The sequence below is a fragment of the Microbacterium sp. CH12i genome (assembly GCF_000685355.1).
In the GTDB taxonomy this organism is placed as follows: domain Bacteria; phylum Actinomycetota; class Actinomycetes; order Actinomycetales; family Microbacteriaceae; genus Microbacterium.
Window position 1 is genome coordinate 86861 of record NZ_JHET01000008.1, and the last position, 22869, is coordinate 109729.

24 protein-coding genes and 1 tRNA gene are annotated in these 22869 nt (G+C 64.1%); 15 read left to right on the forward strand and 10 right to left on the reverse strand.

Features of this window, described 5'->3' with window-relative positions; translation table 11 throughout:
* Window positions 1-266 precede the first annotated feature (266 nt).
* From DC31_RS20560 to DC31_RS11250, 5 genes are all read left to right on the forward strand, one after another.
* A complete protein-coding gene (locus tag DC31_RS20560) occupies window positions 267-1013 on the forward strand; it encodes a helix-turn-helix domain-containing protein (RefSeq protein ID WP_036280105.1) in 747 nt (248 codons plus the stop codon).
* Between the two features lie 33 nt (window positions 1014-1046).
* Window positions 1047-2090 (forward strand): NAD(P)-dependent alcohol dehydrogenase, encoded by a 1044-nt coding sequence (locus DC31_RS11245; RefSeq protein ID WP_036280107.1) that lies wholly within the window; start codon window positions 1047-1049, stop codon window positions 2088-2090.
* 107 nt (window positions 2091-2197) lie between these two features.
* A complete protein-coding gene (locus DC31_RS17680) occupies window positions 2198-2437 on the forward strand; it encodes a DsbA family protein (RefSeq protein ID WP_268748240.1) in 240 nt (79 codons plus the stop codon).
* 32 nt (window positions 2438-2469) lie between these two features.
* Window positions 2470-2820: an MFS transporter gene (locus DC31_RS20565; RefSeq protein ID WP_442921901.1), complete on the forward strand. Its 351-nt coding sequence runs from the start codon at window positions 2470-2472 to the stop codon at window positions 2818-2820.
* 52 nt (window positions 2821-2872) lie between these two features.
* On the forward strand, window positions 2873-3703 hold the full coding sequence (locus DC31_RS11250) for an MFS transporter (protein ID WP_036280109.1): 831 nt from the start codon (window positions 2873-2875) through the stop codon (window positions 3701-3703).
* Window positions 3704-3721: 18 nt separating this feature from the next.
* On the opposite strand, the gene DC31_RS11255 is transcribed toward DC31_RS11250, so the two are convergent.
* Entirely contained in the window at window positions 3722-4162 is a 441-nt protein-coding gene (locus DC31_RS11255) for a DUF488 domain-containing protein (RefSeq protein ID WP_081813818.1), read from the reverse strand.
* A gap of 59 nt (window positions 4163-4221) precedes the next feature.
* Here DC31_RS11255 and DC31_RS11260 point away from each other — a divergent pair, with 59 nt between their 5' ends.
* The 4 genes from DC31_RS11260 (at window position 4222) to DC31_RS11280 (ending at window position 10265) form a co-directional block, all read left to right on the forward strand.
* Window positions 4222-6888 carry an excinuclease ABC subunit UvrA gene (locus tag DC31_RS11260; protein ID WP_036280112.1) on the forward strand — a complete coding sequence of 889 codons (2667 nt, stop codon included), beginning with the start codon at window positions 4222-4224 and terminating at the stop codon, window positions 6886-6888.
* Window positions 6889-6997: 109 nt separating this feature from the next.
* Window positions 6998-7303: a transposase gene (locus DC31_RS11265; protein ID WP_036280114.1), complete on the forward strand. Its 306-nt coding sequence runs from the start codon at window positions 6998-7000 to the stop codon at window positions 7301-7303.
* A 175-nt stretch (window positions 7304-7478) separates the two neighbouring features.
* Window positions 7479-8060, forward strand: coding sequence for a recombinase family protein (locus DC31_RS11270; protein WP_036280117.1), 582 nt, complete (start codon window positions 7479-7481; stop codon window positions 8058-8060).
* A gap of 945 nt (window positions 8061-9005) precedes the next feature.
* Window positions 9006-10265, forward strand: coding sequence for a tyrosine-type recombinase/integrase (locus DC31_RS11280; RefSeq protein ID WP_036280121.1), 1260 nt, complete (start codon window positions 9006-9008; stop codon window positions 10263-10265).
* Between the two features lie 263 nt (window positions 10266-10528).
* On the opposite strand, the gene DC31_RS18155 is transcribed toward DC31_RS11280, so the two are convergent.
* A tRNA-OTHER gene (locus DC31_RS18155) sits at window positions 10529-10630 on the reverse strand.
* Window positions 10631-10844: 214 nt separating this feature from the next.
* Here DC31_RS18155 and DC31_RS11285 point away from each other — a divergent pair.
* Both DC31_RS11285 and DC31_RS11290 read left to right on the forward strand, forming a co-directional pair.
* Window positions 10845-11228: a helix-turn-helix domain-containing protein gene (locus tag DC31_RS11285; protein WP_036280124.1), complete on the forward strand. Its 384-nt coding sequence runs from the start codon at window positions 10845-10847 to the stop codon at window positions 11226-11228.
* Window positions 11225-11797 (forward strand): PIN domain-containing protein, encoded by a 573-nt coding sequence (locus DC31_RS11290; protein ID WP_051606812.1) that lies wholly within the window; start codon window positions 11225-11227, stop codon window positions 11795-11797. Before DC31_RS11285 ends, DC31_RS11290 begins: the two co-directional genes overlap by 4 nt.
* A gap of 68 nt (window positions 11798-11865) precedes the next feature.
* Here DC31_RS11290 and DC31_RS11295 read toward each other — a convergent pair whose 3' ends face one another.
* From DC31_RS11295 to DC31_RS11300, 3 genes are all read right to left on the reverse strand, one after another.
* Window positions 11866-14466, reverse strand: a complete 2601-nt coding sequence (locus DC31_RS11295) for an AAA family ATPase (protein WP_235201449.1) — start codon at window positions 14464-14466, stop codon at window positions 11866-11868.
* The gene (mobF, locus tag DC31_RS19475; RefSeq protein WP_235201450.1) at window positions 14451-15284 is read right to left on the reverse strand and encodes a MobF family relaxase; all 834 of its coding nucleotides are present in this window, start codon (window positions 15282-15284) and stop codon (window positions 14451-14453) included. Before mobF ends, DC31_RS11295 begins: the two co-directional genes overlap by 16 nt.
* Window positions 15285-15605: 321 nt before the next feature.
* Window positions 15606-15908 carry a DoxX family protein gene (locus tag DC31_RS11300; RefSeq protein ID WP_235201451.1) on the reverse strand — a complete coding sequence of 101 codons (303 nt, stop codon included), beginning with the start codon at window positions 15906-15908 and terminating at the stop codon, window positions 15606-15608.
* Window positions 15909-16036: 128 nt separating this feature from the next.
* Here DC31_RS11300 and DC31_RS19970 point away from each other — a divergent pair, with 128 nt between their 5' ends.
* Window positions 16037-16162 (forward strand): hypothetical protein, encoded by a 126-nt coding sequence (locus DC31_RS19970; RefSeq protein ID WP_268748238.1) that lies wholly within the window; start codon window positions 16037-16039, stop codon window positions 16160-16162.
* On the opposite strand, the gene DC31_RS11305 is transcribed toward DC31_RS19970, so the two are convergent.
* The 3 genes from DC31_RS11305 to DC31_RS11315 form a co-directional block, all read right to left on the reverse strand.
* Complete coding sequence (locus DC31_RS11305) at window positions 16159-17202, reverse strand: LLM class flavin-dependent oxidoreductase (RefSeq protein ID WP_036280126.1); 1044 nt, start codon at window positions 17200-17202, stop codon at window positions 16159-16161. The two genes, DC31_RS19970 and DC31_RS11305, sit on opposite strands and share 4 nt — an antisense overlap.
* Window positions 17203-17284: 82 nt before the next feature.
* The gene (locus tag DC31_RS11310) at window positions 17285-17938 is read right to left on the reverse strand and encodes a DsbA family oxidoreductase (RefSeq protein ID WP_235201452.1); all 654 of its coding nucleotides are present in this window, start codon (window positions 17936-17938) and stop codon (window positions 17285-17287) included.
* Window positions 17939-18139: 201 nt separating this feature from the next.
* Window positions 18140-19066, reverse strand: coding sequence for an NADP-dependent oxidoreductase (locus tag DC31_RS11315; RefSeq protein ID WP_036280128.1), 927 nt, complete (start codon window positions 19064-19066; stop codon window positions 18140-18142).
* A gap of 124 nt (window positions 19067-19190) precedes the next feature.
* Between DC31_RS11315 and DC31_RS11320 the strand changes: the two genes are divergently transcribed.
* A complete protein-coding gene (locus DC31_RS11320; RefSeq protein ID WP_051606815.1) occupies window positions 19191-19826 on the forward strand; it encodes a TetR/AcrR family transcriptional regulator in 636 nt (211 codons plus the stop codon).
* A gap of 24 nt (window positions 19827-19850) precedes the next feature.
* On the opposite strand, the gene DC31_RS11325 is transcribed toward DC31_RS11320, so the two are convergent.
* Entirely contained in the window at window positions 19851-20249 is a 399-nt protein-coding gene (locus DC31_RS11325; RefSeq protein ID WP_051606817.1) for a winged helix-turn-helix transcriptional regulator, read from the reverse strand.
* 117 nt (window positions 20250-20366) lie between these two features.
* Here DC31_RS11325 and DC31_RS11330 point away from each other — a divergent pair, with 117 nt between their 5' ends.
* Window positions 20367-21122, forward strand: a complete 756-nt coding sequence (locus DC31_RS11330; RefSeq protein ID WP_235201453.1) for an SDR family NAD(P)-dependent oxidoreductase — start codon at window positions 20367-20369, stop codon at window positions 21120-21122.
* Between the two features lie 178 nt (window positions 21123-21300).
* Here DC31_RS11330 and DC31_RS11335 read toward each other — a convergent pair whose 3' ends face one another.
* Window positions 21301-22077 (reverse strand): SDR family NAD(P)-dependent oxidoreductase, encoded by a 777-nt coding sequence (locus DC31_RS11335; protein ID WP_036280130.1) that lies wholly within the window; start codon window positions 22075-22077, stop codon window positions 21301-21303.
* 118 nt (window positions 22078-22195) lie between these two features.
* Here DC31_RS11335 and DC31_RS11340 point away from each other — a divergent pair, with 118 nt between their 5' ends.
* Window positions 22196-22867 carry a TetR/AcrR family transcriptional regulator gene (locus tag DC31_RS11340; protein WP_051606818.1) on the forward strand — a complete coding sequence of 224 codons (672 nt, stop codon included), beginning with the start codon at window positions 22196-22198 and terminating at the stop codon, window positions 22865-22867.
* Window positions 22868-22869 lie beyond the last annotated feature (2 nt).

Here is a 22869-nt window from a genome sequence, read left to right on the forward strand (position 1 = left end):
GGTCTTAGCGTGCGCAGCCCGCCCGTGAGTGATCCGCTGACGGACACACGAGCCCGACATTGGGTGAACAAGATCCTTGCTCACCGATGCAGTAAGAGGCTGCGTATAGATCTGCGCCCCACGACACGAAGGCAGCAATGCCGGCGGGAACTGAGGGCCGGATGTGATTGGAGATCTGCTGCAGGGTGGAACCTCCAGCGAGGGAGACTTCGCACCCAGGTAGGCCGTGGCAGTTTCTGCCAGGCAGGTGTAGCATCACCCCCGTGATGGAGTGCGAAATCGAGCCGCGAGAGGGCGCGCGCCTTCGCGCATCGGAACAATGCTGCGCACTGTTCAGCGCCCGCGGCACCACGGACCTGACGATCACTGAGATCGCGAGCGAGATCGGCATTTCGCAGCGAACGTTTTATCGGTACTTTCCGGTCAAGGCTGAGTCGGTTGGGCCAGTGTTCGACTGGTCCATTCGACGTTTACGCGGTGATCGTCGAAACGGATCCAGACATCGCCTTGACGGAGGTGCTGTCGCCGTCGCGTTCCGGGGCAAGCTTGCTGGGCGAATCGGCCGTAGCGCACTTTGCACGCTGTTTCCCCTCGTGTTCCGCAACTCGGAGATGTGGTCGGTGTTCATGAGAAGGGTTCATGACGGTGAGCTGTCGGTCGCGCCCGTGGTGGCGCCCCGGCTCGGGTTGGCGGCGGACTCTGTCGCCGCCCGCGCGGCTGCCGCAGCCGTGGCGAGTTCGATTCGGATCGCCCTCGAGGACATGGTCACAGCGGGCGCTGATCCGGAGATCGCTTACGTGCGGACCCTCGCACAATTCACGTCGGGACCTCTCGTTGCCACCCCGCGCCGCCTCCCCGAGGTGGGCAGCCCGCCTCGCCACGCGAACCTGCGTCGATGGGAGGTGCGAACTCAACGCCCTGATCGAACAACACTGGCGCTTCGACGAGTCGCCTCCTGCGATCGCAGGGCAACCAGGCGACCGCAAACCATCATCCCCAACAAGGCCCGCTAATGGCGTATCTGTGAACAGAAAATGAAGCACATTATGAAAGCAGCACGACTGAACGAAGTAGGGTCGGATTTCGTCATCGAGGACATCCCGACTCCAGAACCTGGGCCTGGGGAGGTCCTGATACGAATCGGTGGATCCGGGGCATGCCACTCCGACCTGCACGTCAAGTCCGGCGAGATTCCGGGTGTCGCTTTCCCACACACCCTGGGTCATGAGAATGCAGGCTGGATCGAGTCCTTCGGTCCCGGCGCAGAAGGCAACGGGTTCGAGGTCGGCGACGCGGTCGTCGTGTTCGGCGGCTGGGGCTGCGGTCACTGCCGTTTCTGCCTGGGAGGCAAGGAACAGCTCTGCAACACATTCCTGTGGGGCGGCATGGGCCCAGCAGGCGGGTATGCGGAGTACATGGTCGTGCCGTCCGTGCGGCATTTGCTCCGGGCAGACGGACTCGACCCGGTAGAAGCAGCCGCTCTCACCGATGCAGCCCTTACGCCTTACTCGGCGGTCAAGAAGGCACTGCCCCGCCTCGTGCCCGGCACTAGCGCGGTCTTGATCGGCGCTGGAGGGCTCGGCCAGTACGGGGTCCAGTTCCTGAAGCTGCTCTCCCCGGCAAAGGTGATCGTCGTCGACACCGACGAGAAGAAGCGTCAGACCGCACACGAGCTCGGCGCCGACGTCACCGTCGACCCTCGAGATGCTGATGCCGCGGAACAGATTCGCACTGCCGCCGGCCAGGACGGGGTAGCGGCTGTTCTTGACTTTGTCGGAATCGACACGACCATGGCCCTTGGTGCTGGAGCGGTGGACCGGCTCGGTATCTTTGTGCTCGTCGGGCTCGCGGGCGGCAGCTTCCCGTTCTCGTTCTTCCGCTTCGCCGCCGAAGCAGTGATGATGACGAGCAACTGGGGTACCCGGAATGAACTCGAGGAGGTACTCGCGCTAGCCCGCTCTGGGCGCCTGGTATCGGCGATTGAACGACACCCACTTTCGGAAATCAACGAAGTGTTCGAACGCCTCGCCACCGGTCAGATCCCCGGACGGGCCGTGCTGGTCCCGGGAACACCCTCCTCGAAGGGCTGAGCGCCCAACGGCCAGGACGATGCCCCTCCCACGAGAGAACAACAGGCTGGGGCATCGTCCTCGCCACCACGATCGGGAATCGTTGACGCAAGCGGAACGAAGATCTGATCCGCTACGCCGAAGAGCTGGGCCTGAATGTCGCCCAGTTCACGGCTGACCTCGACAGTGCCGCCGTACGTGCTCGTGTGGAGCGGGATCTCGAAAGCGCCGATGCAAGCGGGGCGCACGCCACCCCGACGTTCTTCGTAGACGGCCGACGGTTGCTGGGTAGCTACGACGCTCGAACGCCCACCTCAGCCCTCGAAGCCAGCCGCCGAGGCACACGAACCCAGGAAGTGCGCTCCTGAGTCGTCAGGCGTCGCGGGGCGCGTCGGTACACCTGCCCGAGCGAACAAGAACACCCGATGGCAGGGCGCTCGTCGCCCTCGACAGCGCGGGAACGTACCTCCCCGTTGCGGCACTCTTCCTCATCCAAGTTCGCGGATTCTCGGTTGCGGACGCGGGCCTCGCATTGGGCGTCGGGGCAGGCGTCGGACTGCTGTTCCCCGTGCTCGCCGGGACGCTGGTCGACCGAGTTGGCCCTCGCAGGGTGATCGGCACCGGACAGTTGCTCCGAGCCATCGCGATGCTCGTCTACCTACTCGTACCCGGTTGGCCCGGGGCGATTGCCGGGAGCGCGATCTGCGCCCCGGGATGCAGCTGCACTACGGATCGCTATACGCCTTCCTGACAGCATTGCGTCCCAGCGACGGGTCTCACGATGCGCAGTTCGCTCGCGTGAGATGGTGCGTTCGGCTGGCTACGGTGCTGGCGCGCTCCTCGGTGCCGTGCTGCTGGCCTGGGACCCCGCCATGTTGCCTTGGCTGCTAGCGGTCAAACTCGTCACGTCGACGATGGCAGCCATACTTGTGTTCACGATGCGGATGCCGCCGCACACGTCATCTCGCTCGGTGAAGGCTACGTCCGCCGCACCAGGAGTGCTACGGAACCGCCCGTTTCTCGGGCTCATCCTTCTGGGCTTTCTCATCACCCTGGTGATGGAGTTCTTCCCGGTTGCCTTTCCGGTGATCGCTGTCGAACAACTCGGCGCGCCGGCATGGTTGCCGAGCCTCGCAAACGCCGGCCTGGCCGTGCTGTCGAGCACTCTCACAGGAGTCGCGGTGGCGCTGACGAGCTCACGTTCTCGGGCATTCGCTGTGCGGCTCGGAGCAGTGCTGCTCTTGGCGTGGATCGCCTCAATGGCGGCCGTCTACGCGGTTCCTTCAGCGTGGCTTGCGGTGGCCCTGTTCGGATCGGCGCTGATCTTCGGAGTCGGCACGGTCGTGCTCGGCACGAGGATGAACGCGGCCGCGAGTGAGGTCGCCCCACCGGAACAGGCTGGACGCTACCTCACTGCGTTCCAGTACTCATTCAGCATCGCCAGCCTCACCGCGCCTCTTCTGATGTCGGCTTTCGCGTTGTCGGGTTGGTTGCCGTGGGTGCTACTCGCATTGGGGCCTGCGGGGCGCTCGTACTGCTTCCGTGGCTACGTCGCGCGCTGCCGCCCCGTGTGCTCGCTCTCGCTCCCGACGAGACTGAAGCCGGAGCCTCACCCATCCGCATCCGACGGGTGAGGACGACGCCACCACCTGTTACAAGAGATGCACGATCCCTGTGTCACCCCAGGCGGACGCGAGATACTCCGCGGCGAGACGCCGATGACAACGATCAGGAGAGGCCTCTGAGCAGAGGAGCACTGCCTCGTTGAAGTCAGCAGGACTGAGCACCGCTTCGACCTGGCGACCTTCCAAGAGGCGCACGTACTCAGCGGCGTATTGCTCCCACGACACAGCCCCGTGCTGGTAGTCACGTAGCGCTTGCTCCGTCGGGGTGAGGATCAACTCCTGCCGATAATGCATGTGGCAAATCTCACTGAGGAAGAACTCGAGGTCGTCTCGCTTCGCGAATCCTGCGAGCTGCGAACGGTTCCGCAGCCGTATGTCAACAAGAGCCGTGGCGCCGCTGTCGGAGAGCAGACCGAAGAACTCGCGCGTCTTCTTCTTCGTGAACCCGATGGTAAACAGCCGCATCATCTTGCCTCCCACGGTCGATGAACCTGCTTACCACGAGACCCGCTTGGTACAGTTCTGAAATGGATCACCTTTCCTCAGTGCCCACCCACGTCCAGCCCGATGTCCGGGTGCGTGGTGCCCGCGAACACAACCTCAAGGACGTCGATCTCACGGTTCCGCGTGACGCGATGGTTGTGTTCACGGGCGTGTCCGGATCCGGGAAGTCCTCGTTGGCTTTCGGCACGTTGTACGCGGAGTCGCAGCGGCGCTACTTGGAGTCAGTTGCCCCGTACGCGCGGCGACTGATCGACCAGGCGGGTGTCCCCGACGTCGACTCCATCACCGGGATGCCGCCCGCAGTCGCCTTGCAGCAGCAGCGCGGAGGGCGTAGCGCGCGCTCCTCTGTAGGCAGCATCACCACGCTGTCGAGTGTGGTTCGGATGCTCTATTCGCGAGCAGGTGAATACCCAGATGGTCAGCCGATGCTCTACGCCGAGGACTTCTCCGCGAACACCGTGCAGGGCGCGTGCCCCGAGTGCCACGGCATTGGCAGAGTGTACGCGGTGACCGAGGAGCGGATGGTGCCCGATCCCTCACTCACCATCCGGGAGCGCGCCATCGCATCGTGGCCGACCGCCTGGCACGGCCACCAGTTGCGGGACGTGCTCGTCGCGCTCGGCTACGACGTCGACGTACCGTGGAAGGATCTGCCGAAGAAGGATCGGGACTGGATCCTCTATACCGACGAGACCCCCTTCGTTCCCGTCCACTCTCGACTCACACTCGCCGAGGCGCGCCGGGCAATCCGAGCAGGAATCGAACCGAGCTACTCGGGCACCTTCGTCGGCGCGCGGCGGTACGTGCTCGACACTTTCGCGAACACGAAGAGCGCGTCGATGAAGCGCCGCGTAGCCCAGTTCATGAGCGCGGCGGTCTGCCCGGTGTGCCATGGGAAGCGGCTCAAACCCGAAGCACTGACGGTGACGTTCGAAGGACTCGATATCGCGGACTTCTCAGCCTTGCCACTGCGTGAATTGACTGAGCTCCTCGAGTCCGTCGTCGCCGAGTCTGACCGCGAGGGCGAGACCTCCGGCGCCGTGGTAGACGTCGCGACTAGACGTGAAGCCGTCGAGCAGCGCGTTGCTGCTGGCGGCTCCGCTCACTCCGCTGCGCCGGATGTCCGTCGCACACCGAATCAGTCTGTCGAGAAGCGCGCCGCGGCAGCCCGCCTGGGCGCAGAATTGCTGGACCGCCTGCGCCCCATCATCGATCTCGGACTCGGTTACCTCTCGCTAGGTCGCACTACGCCGACACTGTCCGGAGGGGAGCTACAACGACTTCGACTCGCCACGCAGCTCACGTCGGAACTGTTCGGTGTTGTCTACGTCCTCGACGAACCGTCAGCCGGTCTCCATCCGCACGACGTCACCGCGCTGCTGGGTATCCTCGACGGGCTGAAGCAGCGCGGCAACAGCCTCTTCGTCGTGGAGCATTCCGTCGACATCATGCGGCACGCGGACTGGCTGGTTGACATCGGCCCCGGAGCCGGGGAACGCGGCGGGCGCGTGATCTACAGCGGACCCACGGACGGGCTCGCGGAGGTCGACGAGTCGGTGACGCGCGGATACATCTTCGGGGGCAGCGGCCTTCCACCGCACCAGCCCCGTGCCGCCCACGACTGGTTGCAGCTGGAGCACGTCACCCGCAACAACCTGCGGGACGTATCTGTGGCGCTACCGCTCGGAACGCTCACGGCTGTCACTGGCGTGTCAGGGTCGGGGAAGTCCAGCCTTGTCAGTCAAGTCCTGCCTGCCCTCATCGGCGCCAGGCGAGGAGACGCCCCTCGCGTCGAGGAGGAAAGCGCTGAGGCCGACGCCCTGCTCCTCACTGACGAGTCCGATGAACTCGGAGGGTCGGTCGAGGGCGATCTCACGACCGTCCGGCGTGTGGTGAGCATCGACCAGAAACCCATCGGCCGCACGCCCCGCTCCAACGTCGCGACCTACACAGGACTCTTCGATCATGTGCGGCGCCGGTTCGCCGAGACGCCGGAAGCTCGGACACGCGGATACAAGCCCGGTCGGTTCTCCTTCAATGTCGCAGGCGGCCGTTGCCCGACCTGTGAGGGTGAAGGCTCCGTGATGGTCGAGCTGCTCTTCCTGCCCTCGGTCTACACCGTGTGTCCCGACTGCCATGGCACCCGCTATCAATCGAGCACCCTGGAGATCACCTGGCGAGGGCGCAACATCGCGGAAATCCTCGCGATGAGCGTCGAAGAGGCTCACGAGTTCTTCGCCGGCGAGTACGACGTGATGCGCTCACTCACCTCGCTGGTCGATGTCGGGCTCGGTTATCTGCGCTTGGGACAGCCGGCCACAGAGCTCTCCGGTGGGGAGGCGCAGCGTGTGAAGCTGGCCACCGAACTGCAACGAGCGCAGCGCGGCGACACTCTGTACGTGCTCGATGAGCCGACCTCCGGATTGCACTGTGCCGACGCAGACCGTCTAGTTACCCACCTTCAGACTCTCGTCGATGCGGGCAACACGGTCGTGATGGTGGAACTCGACATGCGAGTGGTCGGCGCAGCCGACTACGTCATCGATCTCGGGCCGGGAGCCGGTGACAACGGCGGCACAGTGGTCGCGTCCGGAACGCCAGCAGAGGTCGCCGCGTCGAGAAACAGCGCTTCAGCACCGTATCTCGCCGCCGCCCTCGCCGAGGCCGCGACGCTGACGTCAGGGGCATAACCGGCTCTTCGCAGATGAGGGTGTAGACATCGAGGGTGCGTTGTTGGCCGGGTAAGGTGAATCGCTCTGGGTTTCGTTCCGTTCCGTTCTTCAAGCAAGGATGGAATTGATGAATCAGAAGTACTCGCCCGAGATGCGGGAGAAGGCGTTGCGGATGCTGGACGAGGCGAAGCCCTCGCATCCGAATCTCATGACCGCGGTGCGTCATGTCGCTGGGCTTCTTGGTATGAGCGCGGAGACGTTGCGGGTGTGGCATCGCCGTCGCGAAGTCGACGGCGGGCAGCGTCCCGGTGTGCCCACCGATGTTGCCGAGGAGAACAAGCGCCTGCGGCGTGAGAACGCTGAGCTGCGCAAGGCGAACGAAGTCCTCAAAGCCGCGAGCGTGTTTTTCGCGAAGGAACTCGACCGCTCCTGACGGGTCTGCCCCGCGCACACCGCTTCCGCTGTCCCGATAGCCGGTCGTCCACCGGTACAGGTGCGGACCATCCGGGTGAACGACCAGAACCCAGCAACTACCTAAGCCTTCGATTCCCGTAAGACTGTCCCGCAAAAATGCCCGGTGAAGGTCCCCTAAACGCTATAGTCGTCGCATGCTTGTCGGATACGCCCGCGTCTCAACCTCTGGGCAGGACCTCGCCGCGCAGCGGGACGGCCTCCACTCGCTCGGCGTCGATCCCGAGAACGTGCACGTCGACCACGGCATGACCGGAACGAACCGTGAACGCCCGGGGCTCCGCGAAGCGCTTGCCGCGGTCCGCAAAGGTGACGTCCTGGTCGTCACCAAGCTCGATCGCCTCGCAAGATCACTCCCCGACGCTCGTGATATCGCCGACGAGCTGACGCGCAAGGGCGTGACGTTGAACCTCGGAGGTTCCGTCTACGACCCAACCGATCCCGTTGGGCGACTGCTGTTCAACGTCCTCGGGATGGTCGCGGAGTTCGAAGCCGACCTCATCCGTGCCCGCACGCGCGAGGGGATGGCGATCGCTAAGGCCGCGGGCAAGCTCCGCGGAAAGAAGCCCAAGCTCTCCGTCTCACAGGAGAAGCACCTGGTCGCGCTGCACCGTGCCGGCACGCACACCACGAGCGAAATCGCCGAGCTCTTCGGTGTCGCCCGCTCAACCGTGTACCGAGCGATCCAGCGCGGCGGAGCGAACCCACCCGCCGCCTGACGACACCGAGCGAAGCGGGAAGGACGACACCGAGCGAAGCGAGAAGGACGACACCGAGCGAAGCTGCTCACAGGTCGTCGACTCCGAGCTCACTTCCGCGCTGGGGCTCCTCGACGCGATGAGCCCTGAGACGCCAGCGGTTAAGATCGGACGCTGTATCGAGTATCTGAGTCAGAGCTGCTCGCTGGGCTGCGGTGAGGACCATGGTGGGCACGTTAGCAACGAGGATGTGCACCCACCGAAAACGATGGGTTTTGAGATGTTGGTAGCCTCCAGCCAACCTCACCCGGACGGGCACCGTCACATTCCACCTCCGGCGAGGAGGTGCGCAAGCACCTCAAGAGTCGCCTGAGCCCTGCAGAGCGGCACGCTCGGCGGCCGATCCGACGGAGGTCTTTCCTCTTCTGAAAGACGTGTGGCCCTCGTTTGTCCTTTCTGGCGTTCCGCGATTGCAACGTCTTTCCGCGGTGGCCGCAGACTCATGCGCGTCAGACGCCGACACGATCGGACGTGCCCGTGATGCGGGTAGTCACCGGGGAACTAAGCCGGCGTCTGCCGCATCTGACTACAGGCACCGGCTTGGTCTCCGTGTCGAGCGCGCCGGAGCGGCTCGGGTCGCGTGAGCAGCGGTGCGAGAGCAAAGGACGGTGCGGGAAATTATCCCGCACCGTCGAGTCGCCACCAGGATCCCGAGCATTAGCGGCGAGGCACTCTCCACGTCAGTCTCAGAATACGCCCAAGCGGCTCAAAGTTCAGCCTGGTCACTCTCGGCACCCGGCAACGTCAGACGCGGACTCGGACTGCGAACCGGCACACGATCTGCAGCGCGCTCGACATAGGAGCTGTGCGTGCACCTGTCAGTCGCAGGAGATTTTCGTCAACTGCGAACCCCGCGGGGATCGCAGTGCAGACCACAAAAGACATCGCACGAGATAGGAGAGCGCGATGAGCGCGGACCACAACAGGGACTCGCCCCGGTTGTTCCTTTCCGAGGAAGAGGCGGCAGCGCAGCTCGGCATCCACCGCACCACGCTGCGCGCGCTGGCCCTGGATGGCCGCTCCCCTCTCGAGCGGGGTAGTGGAGTGAGCATCGAGATTCGTCGGACTAAGGCCGGAAAGCCCTACTACTTCGTTCGTGTCAAGTCCGGTCGCCGGTTGGTGGCATCCAAGGCGTTCGATATCAAGCGAGACGCAGAGATCTGGGAACGGATACAGAAGCACCTCGTCGAGACAGGTCTCCCTTTGCCTCCTCCTCGGACCTTCACGCTCCGGAAGCTTGTGACGCAATTCAAGATTGCACGCGCGGGCGGGAACCCGCACAGTGTCGATACCGACGTGAACAACCTGAACGCGCTACCAGCGAACCTGCTCGATCGCCCGCTCGCTTCGATCGATGCCCGTGACATCCGCGCCCATCTGCTCGACCAACTGCGCGCCGGAAAGATGCCATCCACCGTCGCGCGGGCAAAGACCACACTGAGCGCCCTATTCACCTTCGCCGCTGCCGAAGGCCTTCTGTATCAACAGCATCCTGTGCGCACCATGGCGCGAATCCCTGAGCTCGGAGCACCCGCGCTCCGTCCCGTCAGCCCCCATTCCATCCCCTCGCCGCGAATCGTTGCATCGGCTCTCACCGATCTCCGGGAGCGCCGTTCGGACATCGCTGACGTCTTCGAGTTCCTATCGCTTACTGGACTTCGCTGGGGTGAGCTTCGCGCTCTCCGCACGGATGCGCTGTCTGACGTTCCATTCCCGCAGTTGATCGTTGAGCGCTCCCACTCCGACGGATACGAGGAGAAGGAGCCGAAATCCTGGCGCGGCACACGTCTGATCCCACTTTCCCCTCGAGCTGTGGCCATCTTCCGCGCCCACGCCCGCGGAAAGCGACCCGAGGCCTATCTGTTCACCAACCGCCGAGGTGAGCAGCTCAGCGTCGGCGTCGTCCGAAAGTTCCCACTCGGCTTCCGCCGGCACGCCCTGCGCCACTACGCAGCATCCACCTGGCTACGGCTGGGGACACCCGTGAACGAAGTGGCCGAATACCTCGGCGACGACCCCCGCACAGTGCTTGCGGTGTACGCGCACGTACTCGGAGACGACCAGCGTCGTACGCACCTGCGACGCCTCACGGTGGCCGAGGGCCAGCCCTTCGAACACCGTGCGCGATCCTCCCCCGATGATCGCCTTTCGGGGCTCGGCAACTGACGCTCTCCCGCTCGGCAACCAGGCGCGAAATTGTCAAATCGGTGGGGCCGCTATCTGCGAGCGATACAACCTCAACGAATCCAGACGCACGAGGGCCCCGCGAGCTACCGAGGGCATCAAGCGGCAGCGGCTCGGGCAGGCACGGAACCCGCCACTCGATGGGGGACACCTGGGGGACACCTGACGGTCGAGACGCGGTGTTCGCGCCAGATTGGTCCCACCCGCCATGAATCAAGAAATCCCCGCCTGAGCGGGGATTTTGATGGCGGAGACGAGGGGATTTGAACCCCTGGACCCTTGCGAGGTCTCCACCTTAGCAGGGTGATTCTGCCGCGCCGCAGGAAGGCCACTCCCCCGCCGCCCCCTGCCCGGAAACACCCAATTTGTCTGTTTTTGCGGGCCTTTCCGGCCCGCCATCTAGAACCACACCACGCACTCGATGCACTCCCAAAGTGGGCAGCATCGGCATCCTCGGGAGACGCGGGGTCACTTGGGGGTCACCTGGCAGATATTCCCGAGAGCACAGACCACGTCAATCTGTTACAGTTATTGCAGTTATTCAGAACATGGAGGTGGACAATGACTGACATACTGACCCGTGACGCCAATGCCCTGCATCGTGCGCTCGACGGCAAGGGCGACGAGGTAAAGCTCAGCCTGTCGCGAGAGACCGCAGAGTGGCTCGCGCGCATCGTGGATGCCCGGACTCACGGCCAGGAAGTCGTCTTCACGCGCACCAGTGGCGAGGTGACGCCGACTGAGGCTGCGACGCTGCTCGGAGTTTCCCGCCCCCAGGTCCGCAAGTTCATGGACGAAGGCAAGCTCGAGTTCCGCAAGGTAGGCACGCACCACCGGATCACAGTCGAATCACTCCAGGCCTTCCGTGAGCAGGAGCGGGCACGCAGACGTGTGGCGATGGAAGAACTCTCCCAGTTGCAGAACGAGCTCGGCCTGTTTGAGTGAGTCCATCCACGGACATTGACCACGCCCCGATCCGTATCGTTCTCGGCGACGCGAACGTTCTCTACTCCCGCGTGCTTCGGGACTACCTGCTCTATACGGCGGACGCCGAACTCATCAGCATTCGCTGGAGCGCCGCGATCGTCGCCGAGGTCATCGAGCACCTCATCGCGAACCTGCCAACCTTCGATGCGGCCGCAGGACAGCGACTCATCACAGCCATGACCACTGCATTCCCTGACGCAGAGGTCAACATCGATGACGCCGCTCGCGAGCGGGTCGCATCGTTGGCGCTTCCCGACGAGGACGACCGGCACGTTCTCGCGGCCGCCATCGCGGCAGAAGCAGAGATCCTCTGCACCGACAACATCAAAGACTTCCCCATTGACGCGATGAAGGCGGTCAGCATCCAGGCACTGACCGCTGACGACCTGCTCTCGCTGCTCGTCAAGGAGTACGGCGACGAAATGCGCGCTGTACACCAGACGGTCGTCTCACACCTACCTGGTGCGACTGACGAGTCGACGCTCGCAACGCTTCGGCGGGCTGGCGCGGTAAGAACAGCCGCCTGATCGGGAATCTGCTCGATGACCGTTCCTGCTGAGACGGCTCACCGACAACGGCGGGAATCAGGCATGGGTCATAGGCTGAGGCCATCGCGTTCAGCACCGCGCCCGTGTGATGGTGAACGCCTCTGCTCCGGTTCCCGCATTTGGGCGGCTCGTTCCGCAGGGGCACGTTCGTCCGCCTTCTGCGCTTCGGCGTGCTCGCCGATAAGGGCTGCGGCCTGATCGATCGGTAGCGCTTCGATCTGCCCGAGATGTCGCCGGGCCTCGTCGGCTTGCCTCGCCCATCCATCGGCACGGGTTACCGCACTGCCAGCGATGCGAACCTGGCCGTAGATGCTCTCGCGGAGCACGTCCCGCTCCCTTCCCTGCCGAGTCTGCAGGGCGTGAAGCTTCTCCTGCTCGATCGTTGCCTGCCGCCGCTTCTGAGATACACGCGGATCGTTCTCAGCGATGCGACCGGTTGCGGAGGCCGACCACGTTGGCACTCCAGCAGTTGTGCCGGGCGTTGAGCCCCACCGCCGAGTCGTGGCCGCTTCCAGTTCACCGTGCTCCGTACTTGCTCGCACTTGGGCGCGGTCTGCACCGCGTCGCTGGAAACCTCGTGCAGAGCGTCGATCAGCCGACGCGTCCCACATGCGTTGCCGTGCCGCGAGGTAGGCGGTGCCGTCTTCAACCGCCTGCGCCAAAAGAGGAGTCGTCACCTCGGAACGCACTCGTTCGGCCTGCGCCTCAGCCGCCATGAGATCAGCTCGTTGTTCGTCGGACTCCGCTAGGTGTTCTTCCCTCTGCCCACTCAGCATCACGGCAGCGCGCTTCCACTGCGCAGCCTGGCGGTCGGCGCGTTCGATCTGCTCCGTTAGCCGGGCACGCTCCACGCTCACGAGTTTCACTGGTCCTTCTGCGACGAATCCGGCGACGGCGTCGCGGACGGCCTGGGTGGCGGCGACCAGGCCGCGGTCGGCGCGATCGCGCTCGAGCGCGGCGGTGAACTGCTCACGGGCGTCGTCCAGATCGGCGGCGACGATATGCAGACGGTTGGCCTCCTGTCCGCGAGTCATTCCGACATAGACACCTGCGGCGTCGAGGGCATCGCCGAGGACGGTGTGCGACTCAGGCATGGTCGCACCTTGCACTCCGTACGCAGTGGAGGCGTAGGTGAGGTGCGTGTGCTCAGCGACGTACTCGGCGGGGAGACGGACGCCGCGCTGGCGCTTCCGGTCGATGCCGTTCTCAACAGCCCACACGGTGCCGTCCTCTCCGACGTCCTGTACAGTCCAGGTCTGTCGGTTGGCGACCTGCACGTCAGCATCGTTGCGTCGGGTCTGAATCACATCACCGCGACCGAACGACAGGCCATCGTTACCGGTCGCCGTCCGAGCGTCATCGACCAGACCCGCACGCACTCGCTCCTCGCGGATGCAGATGTTCAGTTCGCGTGCCTCGTCGTTGGTCGCCACCGTGATCGCATCCCCCACGTGCGTGGTGCTGGCAATTGCGTCGCGCACGTCTTCGGTGCTGTTGTGCAGGGCAACCAGACCGAGTGCGTGCAACCGGTCGAACAGCAGCGCCGCGTTCTCTCCGGCACGCATCCGTATCGTCAGATCGGCGTATTCAGGATCGGTGAAGCGGTGCACCGTCGTCAGATCGACCACGTGCGTGGAGAGTTGCGCGGCCATATCGAGCACACCGCCACGGCCGACCGCAGCGAGCTGCGCCCGGTCGCCAACGAGCGCGAGAGTTGCACCGTGCTCGTCTGCGACAGCAAGGAGAGCGAGGGCGGTGTCCTGATCGAGCATCCCGGCCTCGTCCACCACGATCCGTTCCCCACGCATCAGACGCGCCTCTGCGGATGGACCGACGTAGGTGATACCGGTTTCCGGGTCGGTACCACCAGGGGTTAGGCGGGACCAGATGCCGTCCCGGTTCCAACGCCAGCCGTGTTCGTGCACGAGCATCGCGACCGACTCTGCCGAGATGCCGAATTCCTTTGCGGCAACGTCAGCGGCTTTCTTCGTCGGAGTCACGATTCTCGTCGCTCGGCCGTCCGCAGCAGCGGTTTCGATTGCAGCCCCGAGCATGGTGGTCTTGCCCGCGCCCGCAGCTCCCTCGACCACCACCAGCGGATTAGTGGAAGCGATCCCGGCAGCAGCCCGCACCTGCTCAATGTCAAGACCGTGGTCATCGGCCACGGATGCCGGCACCCGATCACTGCTCGCTGCACGGACGGCGAGCAGGTCGTGCAGTCGTGTTTCGACCGAAACAACATGCAAGCTCGTGAGGTGGGCGAAGTGCTCAGGTCGCGCTGCTTTCGGGGGCAGTACCGACAAGCTGTCCTCGGCGGCGAGCGCGGTGGCCAGGGCAACAAAGTCGCGCAACTCTGTAGGTGTTGCGCGCACTCCGGTCTCGGTGATGACGCGGGTGACGTGCTCCTGGATGGTGTGCACCGTCCACGTCGACGCACCCACGGCGCAACGGTCGAGTGCGCGGGAGGCGAGTTGTTGCACGCTCAGATCATCAAGTGCGACAGGCGTGCGCACCCGTGCACGCTTCGGGTGCGGTGTGTAGCCGGCCTCTTCCAGCTCACGCAACCACCCCGCTTCGCTACCGAGACGAGCAGGTTTCTTGCTCGGCCGCTCGTGATCCCACGCACGAGCGATCAACCGTGACCGCACAACGGGCCCGGGCTCCTGTCCGGGATGCGTGCCCTCCCATTCCGCCTCGAACCGGGCCAGGTCCGCGCGACTTGTTCGCCGCGCTTGGACATGACCGCGTTGTAGGACAGTAATTCCGCAACCTCACCGGTGATCGGATCGAGGCTCAGGCCGTGAACGTCGAGGACCGCGGCGAGTTGCGGGTGCGCGGCGATCACCGCCGTACCCAGCGCGCGGATCGCGCCCTGCTGCCGGAACAGTGCCGCCGTGTCCAGACCCCGCCAGGCTCCCGCCGCCCAGACACGGGTGCCGACCTGGAAGTGAATGTGCCGGTGCGGATCACCCGCCCGTGAAGTCTTATGCGAGACAACGACCGTCTCCAACTGCTCGATCGGCACGACCTCTTGCTTTCCCCGCGGACCGACCCGCGTAACCGAGTGTTGACCGAGCCATGCGCGGATCTCCGCCACCGCATCCCGCTGGGCGGCATCCAAAGCCTCCGACACTTCCGGGTGCAAGGCCGCGGCGATCGACAGCGACTTCGGCGCATTCACGACCATCTCCGCGAACCGCGGAGAACCCTGCCGATCCTCCCCCGGCGGGCGAGGCGTGCCCATCGATTCGCCGGTGAGCGGGTTGAGCCAATCAACCCATTGGGCGTACTCCTCCGGCGTCAGCCCCACCGCACCGATCACACGACCCTGGGCATCGACCGCAGAGAATTCGGCAAGTGCGGTCCCGCCCTCCAGGTAATACTCGTCAGCGCGGTAGCGGTCTGATTCCAGGTAGCGGCGCGCGTCCGTACCGGAGCCTCGGAACAGGATCACGCCGCCTTTCATCGCCGCCCCGATCCTTATCGCGTGTACTTGCTATTACGCACGGTAGCATACGTACATTCAGAAGAACAGAGCGGCAGGGCTGGGGTTCGCGTGATGGAGAGCACGGCGGTAGAGGCGGCTGTACTGCCGGTGAGGAGTCCATCTGGTTGACGGGGATTCCGCTTTCGTATGGCGTTTCTTCGGGTGTGAGAAACGCCATAGAACGCGCCGATCAGCATCGCTTCTAACGCGCAAAGAGTTGACGGAGGATGAGCCGTATGACATCGCTCCCGAGCGCTCGGGACTGATTTCTCGACTTTTGTGGGGTAGGTACTAGTGCGGTCAGAGGGCCGCGAAGCGGAAGATCGCGACGAAGATCGCGGCCAACAGCAGCACGATGTTGAAGAGGATGACTTTGATTTCGTGCCGACGCACGTGCACGAAAACAGCGAACAGTTGTATGACGGCGAGCCCTGCGGCGGCGATCGGTGTGAGGACCGGCGCGATGTCGGTCAGCCAGGGCAAGATGACACCGATCGCGCCGAGAGCTTCGACGCTGCCGATGAGCTTGATCGCAGCGGGGGAGTAATCCTCGGCCCATGGGAGGCTTTCGGCGAGTTTGGCTTTGGTGGTGAAGGTCTTCATGAGCCTGCGGCGAGGTAGGCGGCGGCCAGGATTCCGGAAATGATCCAGAGGGTGATGTCCACGTGTTCAGTACTCCGTCGTGTAGGGGGGAAGGGGATGGTTAGTTCAATGAGCGGATTCGGATCTCGGTGCGCGTGGTCGCGGCGATCTACGACGACAGGGCGGAAGTTGCTGTCGACTCTGCCGGTCAAGAAGAGCACGCGGTTGACATCGGCAGTGCTGTCGCAGAGGGTGCACCCGGTTTGCGGTACTAGGCGAGCGCGGCGTTCACCTTTGGGATGACTTCGGTTGCGAGGAGCTCGATCGATCGGTTGGTGAGGGCCGGGTCGATTCCGCCAAAGTCCAGCTGCATACCGATTCGAAGGTTGCCGAAGGTGTCGTGCACGCGCAGGATCTTGTCGACGACTTCGTTCGGTGAGCCGACGAACAGGGCCCCGGCGGGTGCGGCTGCTTGGTCATAGAACGCGTGCTGGTCTGCGTCGCTGCGTTCTCCGAACCGTTGGTTGATTACCGACATGAAGTGCGGGTAGAGCTCACGCTTTGCCTGTTGGCCGTCATCGAGGATGAGTCCGGTCGCGGAGATCCCCACCTTCAGGGAAGCGGCGTCATGTCCGCGACTTGCGCCGGCTTGACGGTACAGCTGAACGAGCGGGGCGAAAGATGCGGTGTCGCCGCCGATGATCCCGTAGACGATGGGCAATCCCAGGGCGCCGATGCGGATCGATGAACGCTGATTGCCGCCGGTGCCGACCCAGATTGGCAGATGGCCCGGCCTGTCGGCGGTCCCTTGTGCCCGCGGGAGCACGCGCGCATGGTCAAGTGGCGCGTGGTACTTCCCGGACCAGGAGACCTCTTCGTTCGCGTCCACGGCGAGGAGCATCGAAAGCTTTTCGTCGAACAGTTCGTCGTAGTCGGCTAGAGGCGCGCCGAACAGGGCGAATGCCTCGGTGAACGAGCCGCGGCCGGCGATGATCTCTGCGCGGCCTCCGCTGAGCTGATCCAGCGTCGCGAACTGTTGATAGACGCGCACGGGGTCCTCTGCGCTGAGCACGGTCACCGCACTGGTCAACCGGATCTGCGTGGTGAGGCTCGCGGCGGCTGCGAGCACTGTAGTGGGAGACGAGATCGCGAATTCGGGAACATGCCGCTCACCGACACCGAAGAACGTCAGACCGGCCTGGTCGGCGAGTACGATCTGCTCCACGGCCTGACGAAGCCGTTTGCCGACGTTCATCGCCGCACCGGTGGACGGATCCCGGTACATGTCGCCGAAACTGTAGATTCCGAATTCCATAGTCACTCTCGTCTCCTGTACGAATCAACTGACTGAGATGGCGTCACACCGCGTGTCGAAGTGCGGTGTGACGCCAGCCGTGTCATCCAGCCGTCGTGACCGAGGGGGTGCCGACGGTTTCGTTCCAACTTGTTTCCAGCGCCTGCAGGAACGCTTCGACCGGTTGTGCGCCGGAGACGGCGTACTTGCCGGCGAACACGAAGAACGGCACGCCGGTGATGCCGAGTTCGCGCGCTTGCTGCGTGTCCGCGACCACAGCGTCGGCGAACTCGCCACTCGCCAGCGCAGCCAGCGCGGCTTCGCGATCGAGTCCGATCTCGCTGGCAATACCTGCCAGCACCTGGTGATCGGCGATGTTGAGTCCGTCGGTGAAGTACGCCTCGAAAAGCCGCCGGATCATCTCATGCTGCTTTCCCTGGGAAGCGGCGAAATGGCTGAGTTCATGCGCCGACCTGGAATTGACCGTGATGGCGCGGTCGAAGTGGTAGTCCAGTCCGACCTCACGACCGCGCTCAGCGATCTGCTCGTTCATGGACACCGCCTGGTCCCGCGGGATTCCCCGCTTGGTGGTCAGCAATTCTGTCAGATCAGTCGGCACATCGCTGGCCAGCTCGGGCATCAGCAGGAAGCTGTGGTAGCGGACTTCGACACCCTGTTTGTGTGGAAACTGCGCTACGGCCTGCGCGAAGAGTTCATCGCCCAGATAGCAGAACGGGCACATCACGTCGCTCCACACGTCCACCACGAGCGGGTTCCGCGGCCGACCGAATGCGCCACCGGACATCAGGCGCACTCCCCATCCATGTCACACACATCGAGAGTGTTGTCCGCGGTGAGAACCTGGAATGAAGAGGTGACATCCGAATCGATAGTCGGAGGGTTCATCGTCGGCATCTCAGTACTGGCGCGAACGTATTGCGTGGGAACGGTCATGGTGTCAGGCCGTGAGAAGGATCTTGCCGAGCGTGCCCCGGCCGAAATGAGCGAGAGCGTCGGCGCCTTGATCGAGGGGATAGACCTGATCGATCGTGACACGGAGGCTGCCGTCGGCGTGAGCACGGGCCAGCCGATCAAGGGTGTGGGTTGTCGAGCTGGCGACCACAGCGGTGACAGTTGCGGTGCCGGCATCGATCTGGTCCGGCGACTGCAGCAGAGTAGACACGAATCGGCCATTCGACTTGATGACCCTGGCAAGGGCCTGTGGGTCGCCGGCCAGGTGGAACACGACGTCAACACCGCCCGGGTGCAGCTGGCCTACTGCCGCGGGCACATCCGCGGTGTAGTCAACAGTCTCGGCGGCGCCGAGGTCGGTGACGTGCGCGATCTCCTGCTCGGTGGTGGCGGTGGCGATCACGCGGGCGCCCGCAGCGCTGGCAAGCTGAACGAGCAGGCTTCCGACACCGCCCGTCGCCCCAGCGATCAGCACTGTATCGCCGGGCATGACGGCGGCGGCATCGAATGAATCCATCGCCGCAGCCCCGGCCAGTCCGAACGTGGCAGCCTGAGCGGTCTCGATCTCGTCCGGGATGAGGGCGAGACCATCGACGGGGACGATCACGTACTCGGCGAAGGAACCCTCGCCCATGTGCGCCTTGTTGACAACGCCGAACGCTCGATCACCCGCGCTGTACCCGGTGACGCCCGGCCCGACAGCGTCAACGGTGCCGGCGAAGTCTTTGCCGAGCACCAGCGGGAATCGGTGCTCGAGGACGCCATCCAAGTAGCCGGCCGCGACCGCGAGGTCGAAGCCGTTCACCGTTGCGGAGTGAACCCGCACCCGTACTTCTCCCTTACCCGGCGCGGGAATTTCGAGGTCAGTGAGCTCCGCAGTGGAGCCGAACGTGTTCAGGACAAGCGCTTTCATGGGTTTCCTTCGTTGATCGATATCAGTCAATATTCGCGGGCCACAGATACAAGCGGGTAAGCCTGCCCGTTTAGATCACCGTAGCACCTATCTGGGCATGGCTATCCAGTTGTAGACTGATGATGTGGAAGCAAAGATCATGACCGGCCCCGGTGAGGTGTTGCGCTCTGACGCGGCCCGAAATCGGGGGCGGGTGGCTGCTGCGGCCCGGGAAGTGTTCGCCGAACTTGGCACGAACGCACCGATGATCGAAATCGCCCGTCGCGCCGGGGTCGGCACCGCAACCCTCTACCGACGCTTCCCCACGCGGGATGACCTGCTCGAGTTGGTGTTCGAAGATCGGATCGAGCTCTGCGCGGCTACGGTCGATCAGTTCCTCGCTCGCGTCGCCACGGAGCCGTGGGAAGCGTTCGCGGGGTACCTGCGGACGCTCTTCACTCTTCAGCGCGAAGATCGGGCCTTCACCGCCGTGTTGCTGCATTCCTTCCCCGAGGGCGGGCGAATGGAACAGGAACGCCGACGCGCGATCGCCGGCCTGAGCGTGCTCGTCGCGCGGGCACAGTCTGCCGGCGCGCTCCGGCCGGATTTCTCGGTCGGAGACATCGAACTCCTCCTCACAGCCCACGACGGCGTCCTCTCCCGCGATCCGAACTGTTACGCCTCATCCCGCATCACAGAAATTCTGCTCGATGCCTGCCGGCCATCCACTCATGATTCGGGGCATGGTGCGATCAGATCGACAGCCGGTTCACACGGTTGAGCTGAGCTCACGGCCCAGCGCGGACTACGCCTCGGCTGGTTTCCGGCTCCCTGACTCGATGGCGAGCTGAGTGAGCGCGGCGAGTTCGCCGGTATGCGTGGCGACGCGTTCGACCAGCGGCAGGAGAAGGGCGGTGACCTCCCGGCCGTCCTTCGTCAGCGAATACTCCACATGCGGGGGCATGGTCGGCTTCTGCTCCCGCAGGATGAAGCCGTCCTCGACCAACGCCTGCAGACACTGCGCGAGCATCTTCTCACTGACCCCGTCAAGCGCGCGTCTGATCTCGCTCCACCGCCGCGTACCATCTGACAGCACGAGTAGAGCGAGCATGCCCCACTTGTTCGTCACATGTCCGAGGACACCACGGGTGACACAGTTGGCTGGAATGGAGAGTGCAGTACGGGAGACGGACACCGAAGTCATGCTCAAATTATACTTACCAAATAGTGGGTATGGTGGCTCGGGAATGTTCACTCGATATGGACGTTGTCTTCTGTGGTTGCGTCCGTGACCACCCCACTGACCTTTCGGAGAGCATCTGTGTCATCCACCATCGCGTCATCCAGCACCGCGCCCGTCATCGTCGTCTTCGGAGCTGGCCCCGGCCTCGGCGCTTCCATAGCGCGCCGTTTCGGCAAGGAAGGATTCCGGGTCGCCCTCGTCGGGCGACGTCAAGCCCCCCTTAACGAGCTCGCCGTAGCGCTGAAGGCCGACAGCGTCGAGGCTGCGCCGTTTACCGCCGACTTGTCCGACCCTGCCCAGGTTCCCGCTCTCATCGCCAACATCCGCGAACGGTTTGGCCGCATCGACGTCGTCGAGTACGGTCCTGCCAGCGCCGGCGAGCAGGGGTTCACTCCCGCCACCCAGCTCGATGCCGCGGCGCTGGAAAAGTCCACACGGTTCTTGCTGCTGACGCCCGTCGAGATCGTGCGCGCAGTCCTTCCCGAACTCACCGAACGCGGTACCGGCGCGATCCTGGTCACCCACGGTATGTCCGCTGCGATAGCGATGCCGTTCCTCAGCGGCACCGGGCCAGCGATGTCCGCGATGCGCAATTACATCTACTCGCTGAACGGCGAGCTTAAGGACACCGGCGTCTACGCCGGAACCCTGACCATTGGCGCGCTCATCGTTCGTGAGGACGCAGCCTCCAACGAGACATTCCCGGATGACGCAGAGGCAGCCGGCGCTTTCCCGACTGTTCATCCCGACGTCCTCGCCGACCTCTACTGGGACATGTACACCCAGCGCGACGCTGCCGAGCGAACCTACCCGGAGTCACTACCCACGGCATGACGCCCGCGATCGATAGGCGTCCCGCTCACCACGGGAGGCCCTCGGAGCTCGACCAGCCCGGGATGCCGCGCACCCGTTCGTGTGCATGGCGGCATTGCCGATGTTCAAGGCGAAGAACGGCGGTGCGGCACCAACCGGTGCGGCACCGCCGTTCTTCATTTCTTGCTCAGCAAGAACCTCAGCGCACGTTTCCAAGTCCTCCATTGACGGAGATGATCTGGCCGGTGATGAACCTCGACGCATCCGACGCCAGGAACACCAGCACTGGCGCGATGTCAGTGGCAGGGTCACCGAGACGTCCGCCGAGGGGAACCATCGCGCCCATGATCGCGTCGTGGGCGGCAAGCTCCTCCGCGTTCATTCGCTCACGGTGCTCGTTGTACATCGGAGTCCACATAGCGGGGACTACGGTGTTCACACGAACGCCGAAGGGTCCCCATTCGGCAGCGGCCGTTCGATCGAAGGCCATGACTGCGCCCTTCGAGGCCGCGTAATGAGCACCGTTCGGGTAGGGGGCGAGCCCCGCGTCCGAGCCGAAGTTGACGATTGCACCGCCATTGGTCTTCAAATGCGGGAACACTGCCTGGTTGATGAAGAACGTGCCTTTCACATTCACGTTCAGAATGACGTCGAGGTCGGCCTCGGTGATGTCCTCGACGGGCCCGGATCGCTCGACGCCTGCGATGTGGAAGAGGGAATCAAGCCCGCCGAGCTCGGCGACGGCGCTGTCCACCGCAGCGAACGTCTCAGCCCGATTTGAGACATCAACGTGACGGTATACAACCGAGCCGGGTCCGGTGGCTGTGGCCTCAGCAGCCACTTTGGCACCTGCATCGTCGCTGACGTCGAACGACACGACGCGTGCGCCGGCGGCGGCGAAAGCACGTACTACGGTTTCCGCGATGCCGCGAGCCCCTCCGGTGACGATGATGCGCTTGCCTTCGATTTCGAACATTTTTGTTCTTCTTTCTTGAATTCGATCGCCGACTCCAGTGCCGACGATGCCGTCATCATCATAAACGCGTAGTAGTCCGCGTTTATTTCATGATGACCGCACGGTCTAGAATTGCGCGATGAACAGCGACCAGCGCCCTCCGCGTCGGGACGCGATCCTTAATCGCGAACGGCTCATCCAGTCGGCCCGCGACGTCTTCGCGGAACTCGGTGTCGACGCCCCACTCGATATCATCGCCCGACGCGCAGGCCTCACCAACGCCACCCTGTATCGGCACTTCCCCGTCCGATCAAACCTCCTCCTGGAGACCTTCCGGCTGACGCTGCGGCGCCACGACCGAACCATCCACGAAGCACTCGCTATGGAGACGGGCTGGATCGGGTTCGAGTACTTCCTCCGATGGGAATTCGCCGAGCATCAATCAGACGCCAGTCTCAGCCACAGTCTGCTCAGCGTTCGAGCGGGCTCTGACACAGAAGTCGACGGACTGCGCCTGCAGACACTGGACGGCATCGAGGCCCTCATGGATCAGGCGAAGGCCGAAGGAGCATTGCGCCGCGATCGTTGGCTCGATGACGTTCTCGTGTTTTTCGAAGCCAACGCGCGATTGGTCGCCAGCGGCGGCACAGGGCCGCAAGCGGCCTCAGACCGCCTGCTCGAACTGGCACTCGACTCGTTCAGCGCTTCTCCGCCGGATCGCGGGGAGGTCGAGCCGGCATCGGTCCTATTGGTAAGGCGCGCATTCGTCCACCGCTTGCACGGAGAACCACGCGACAGCGATGACCTCTAGAC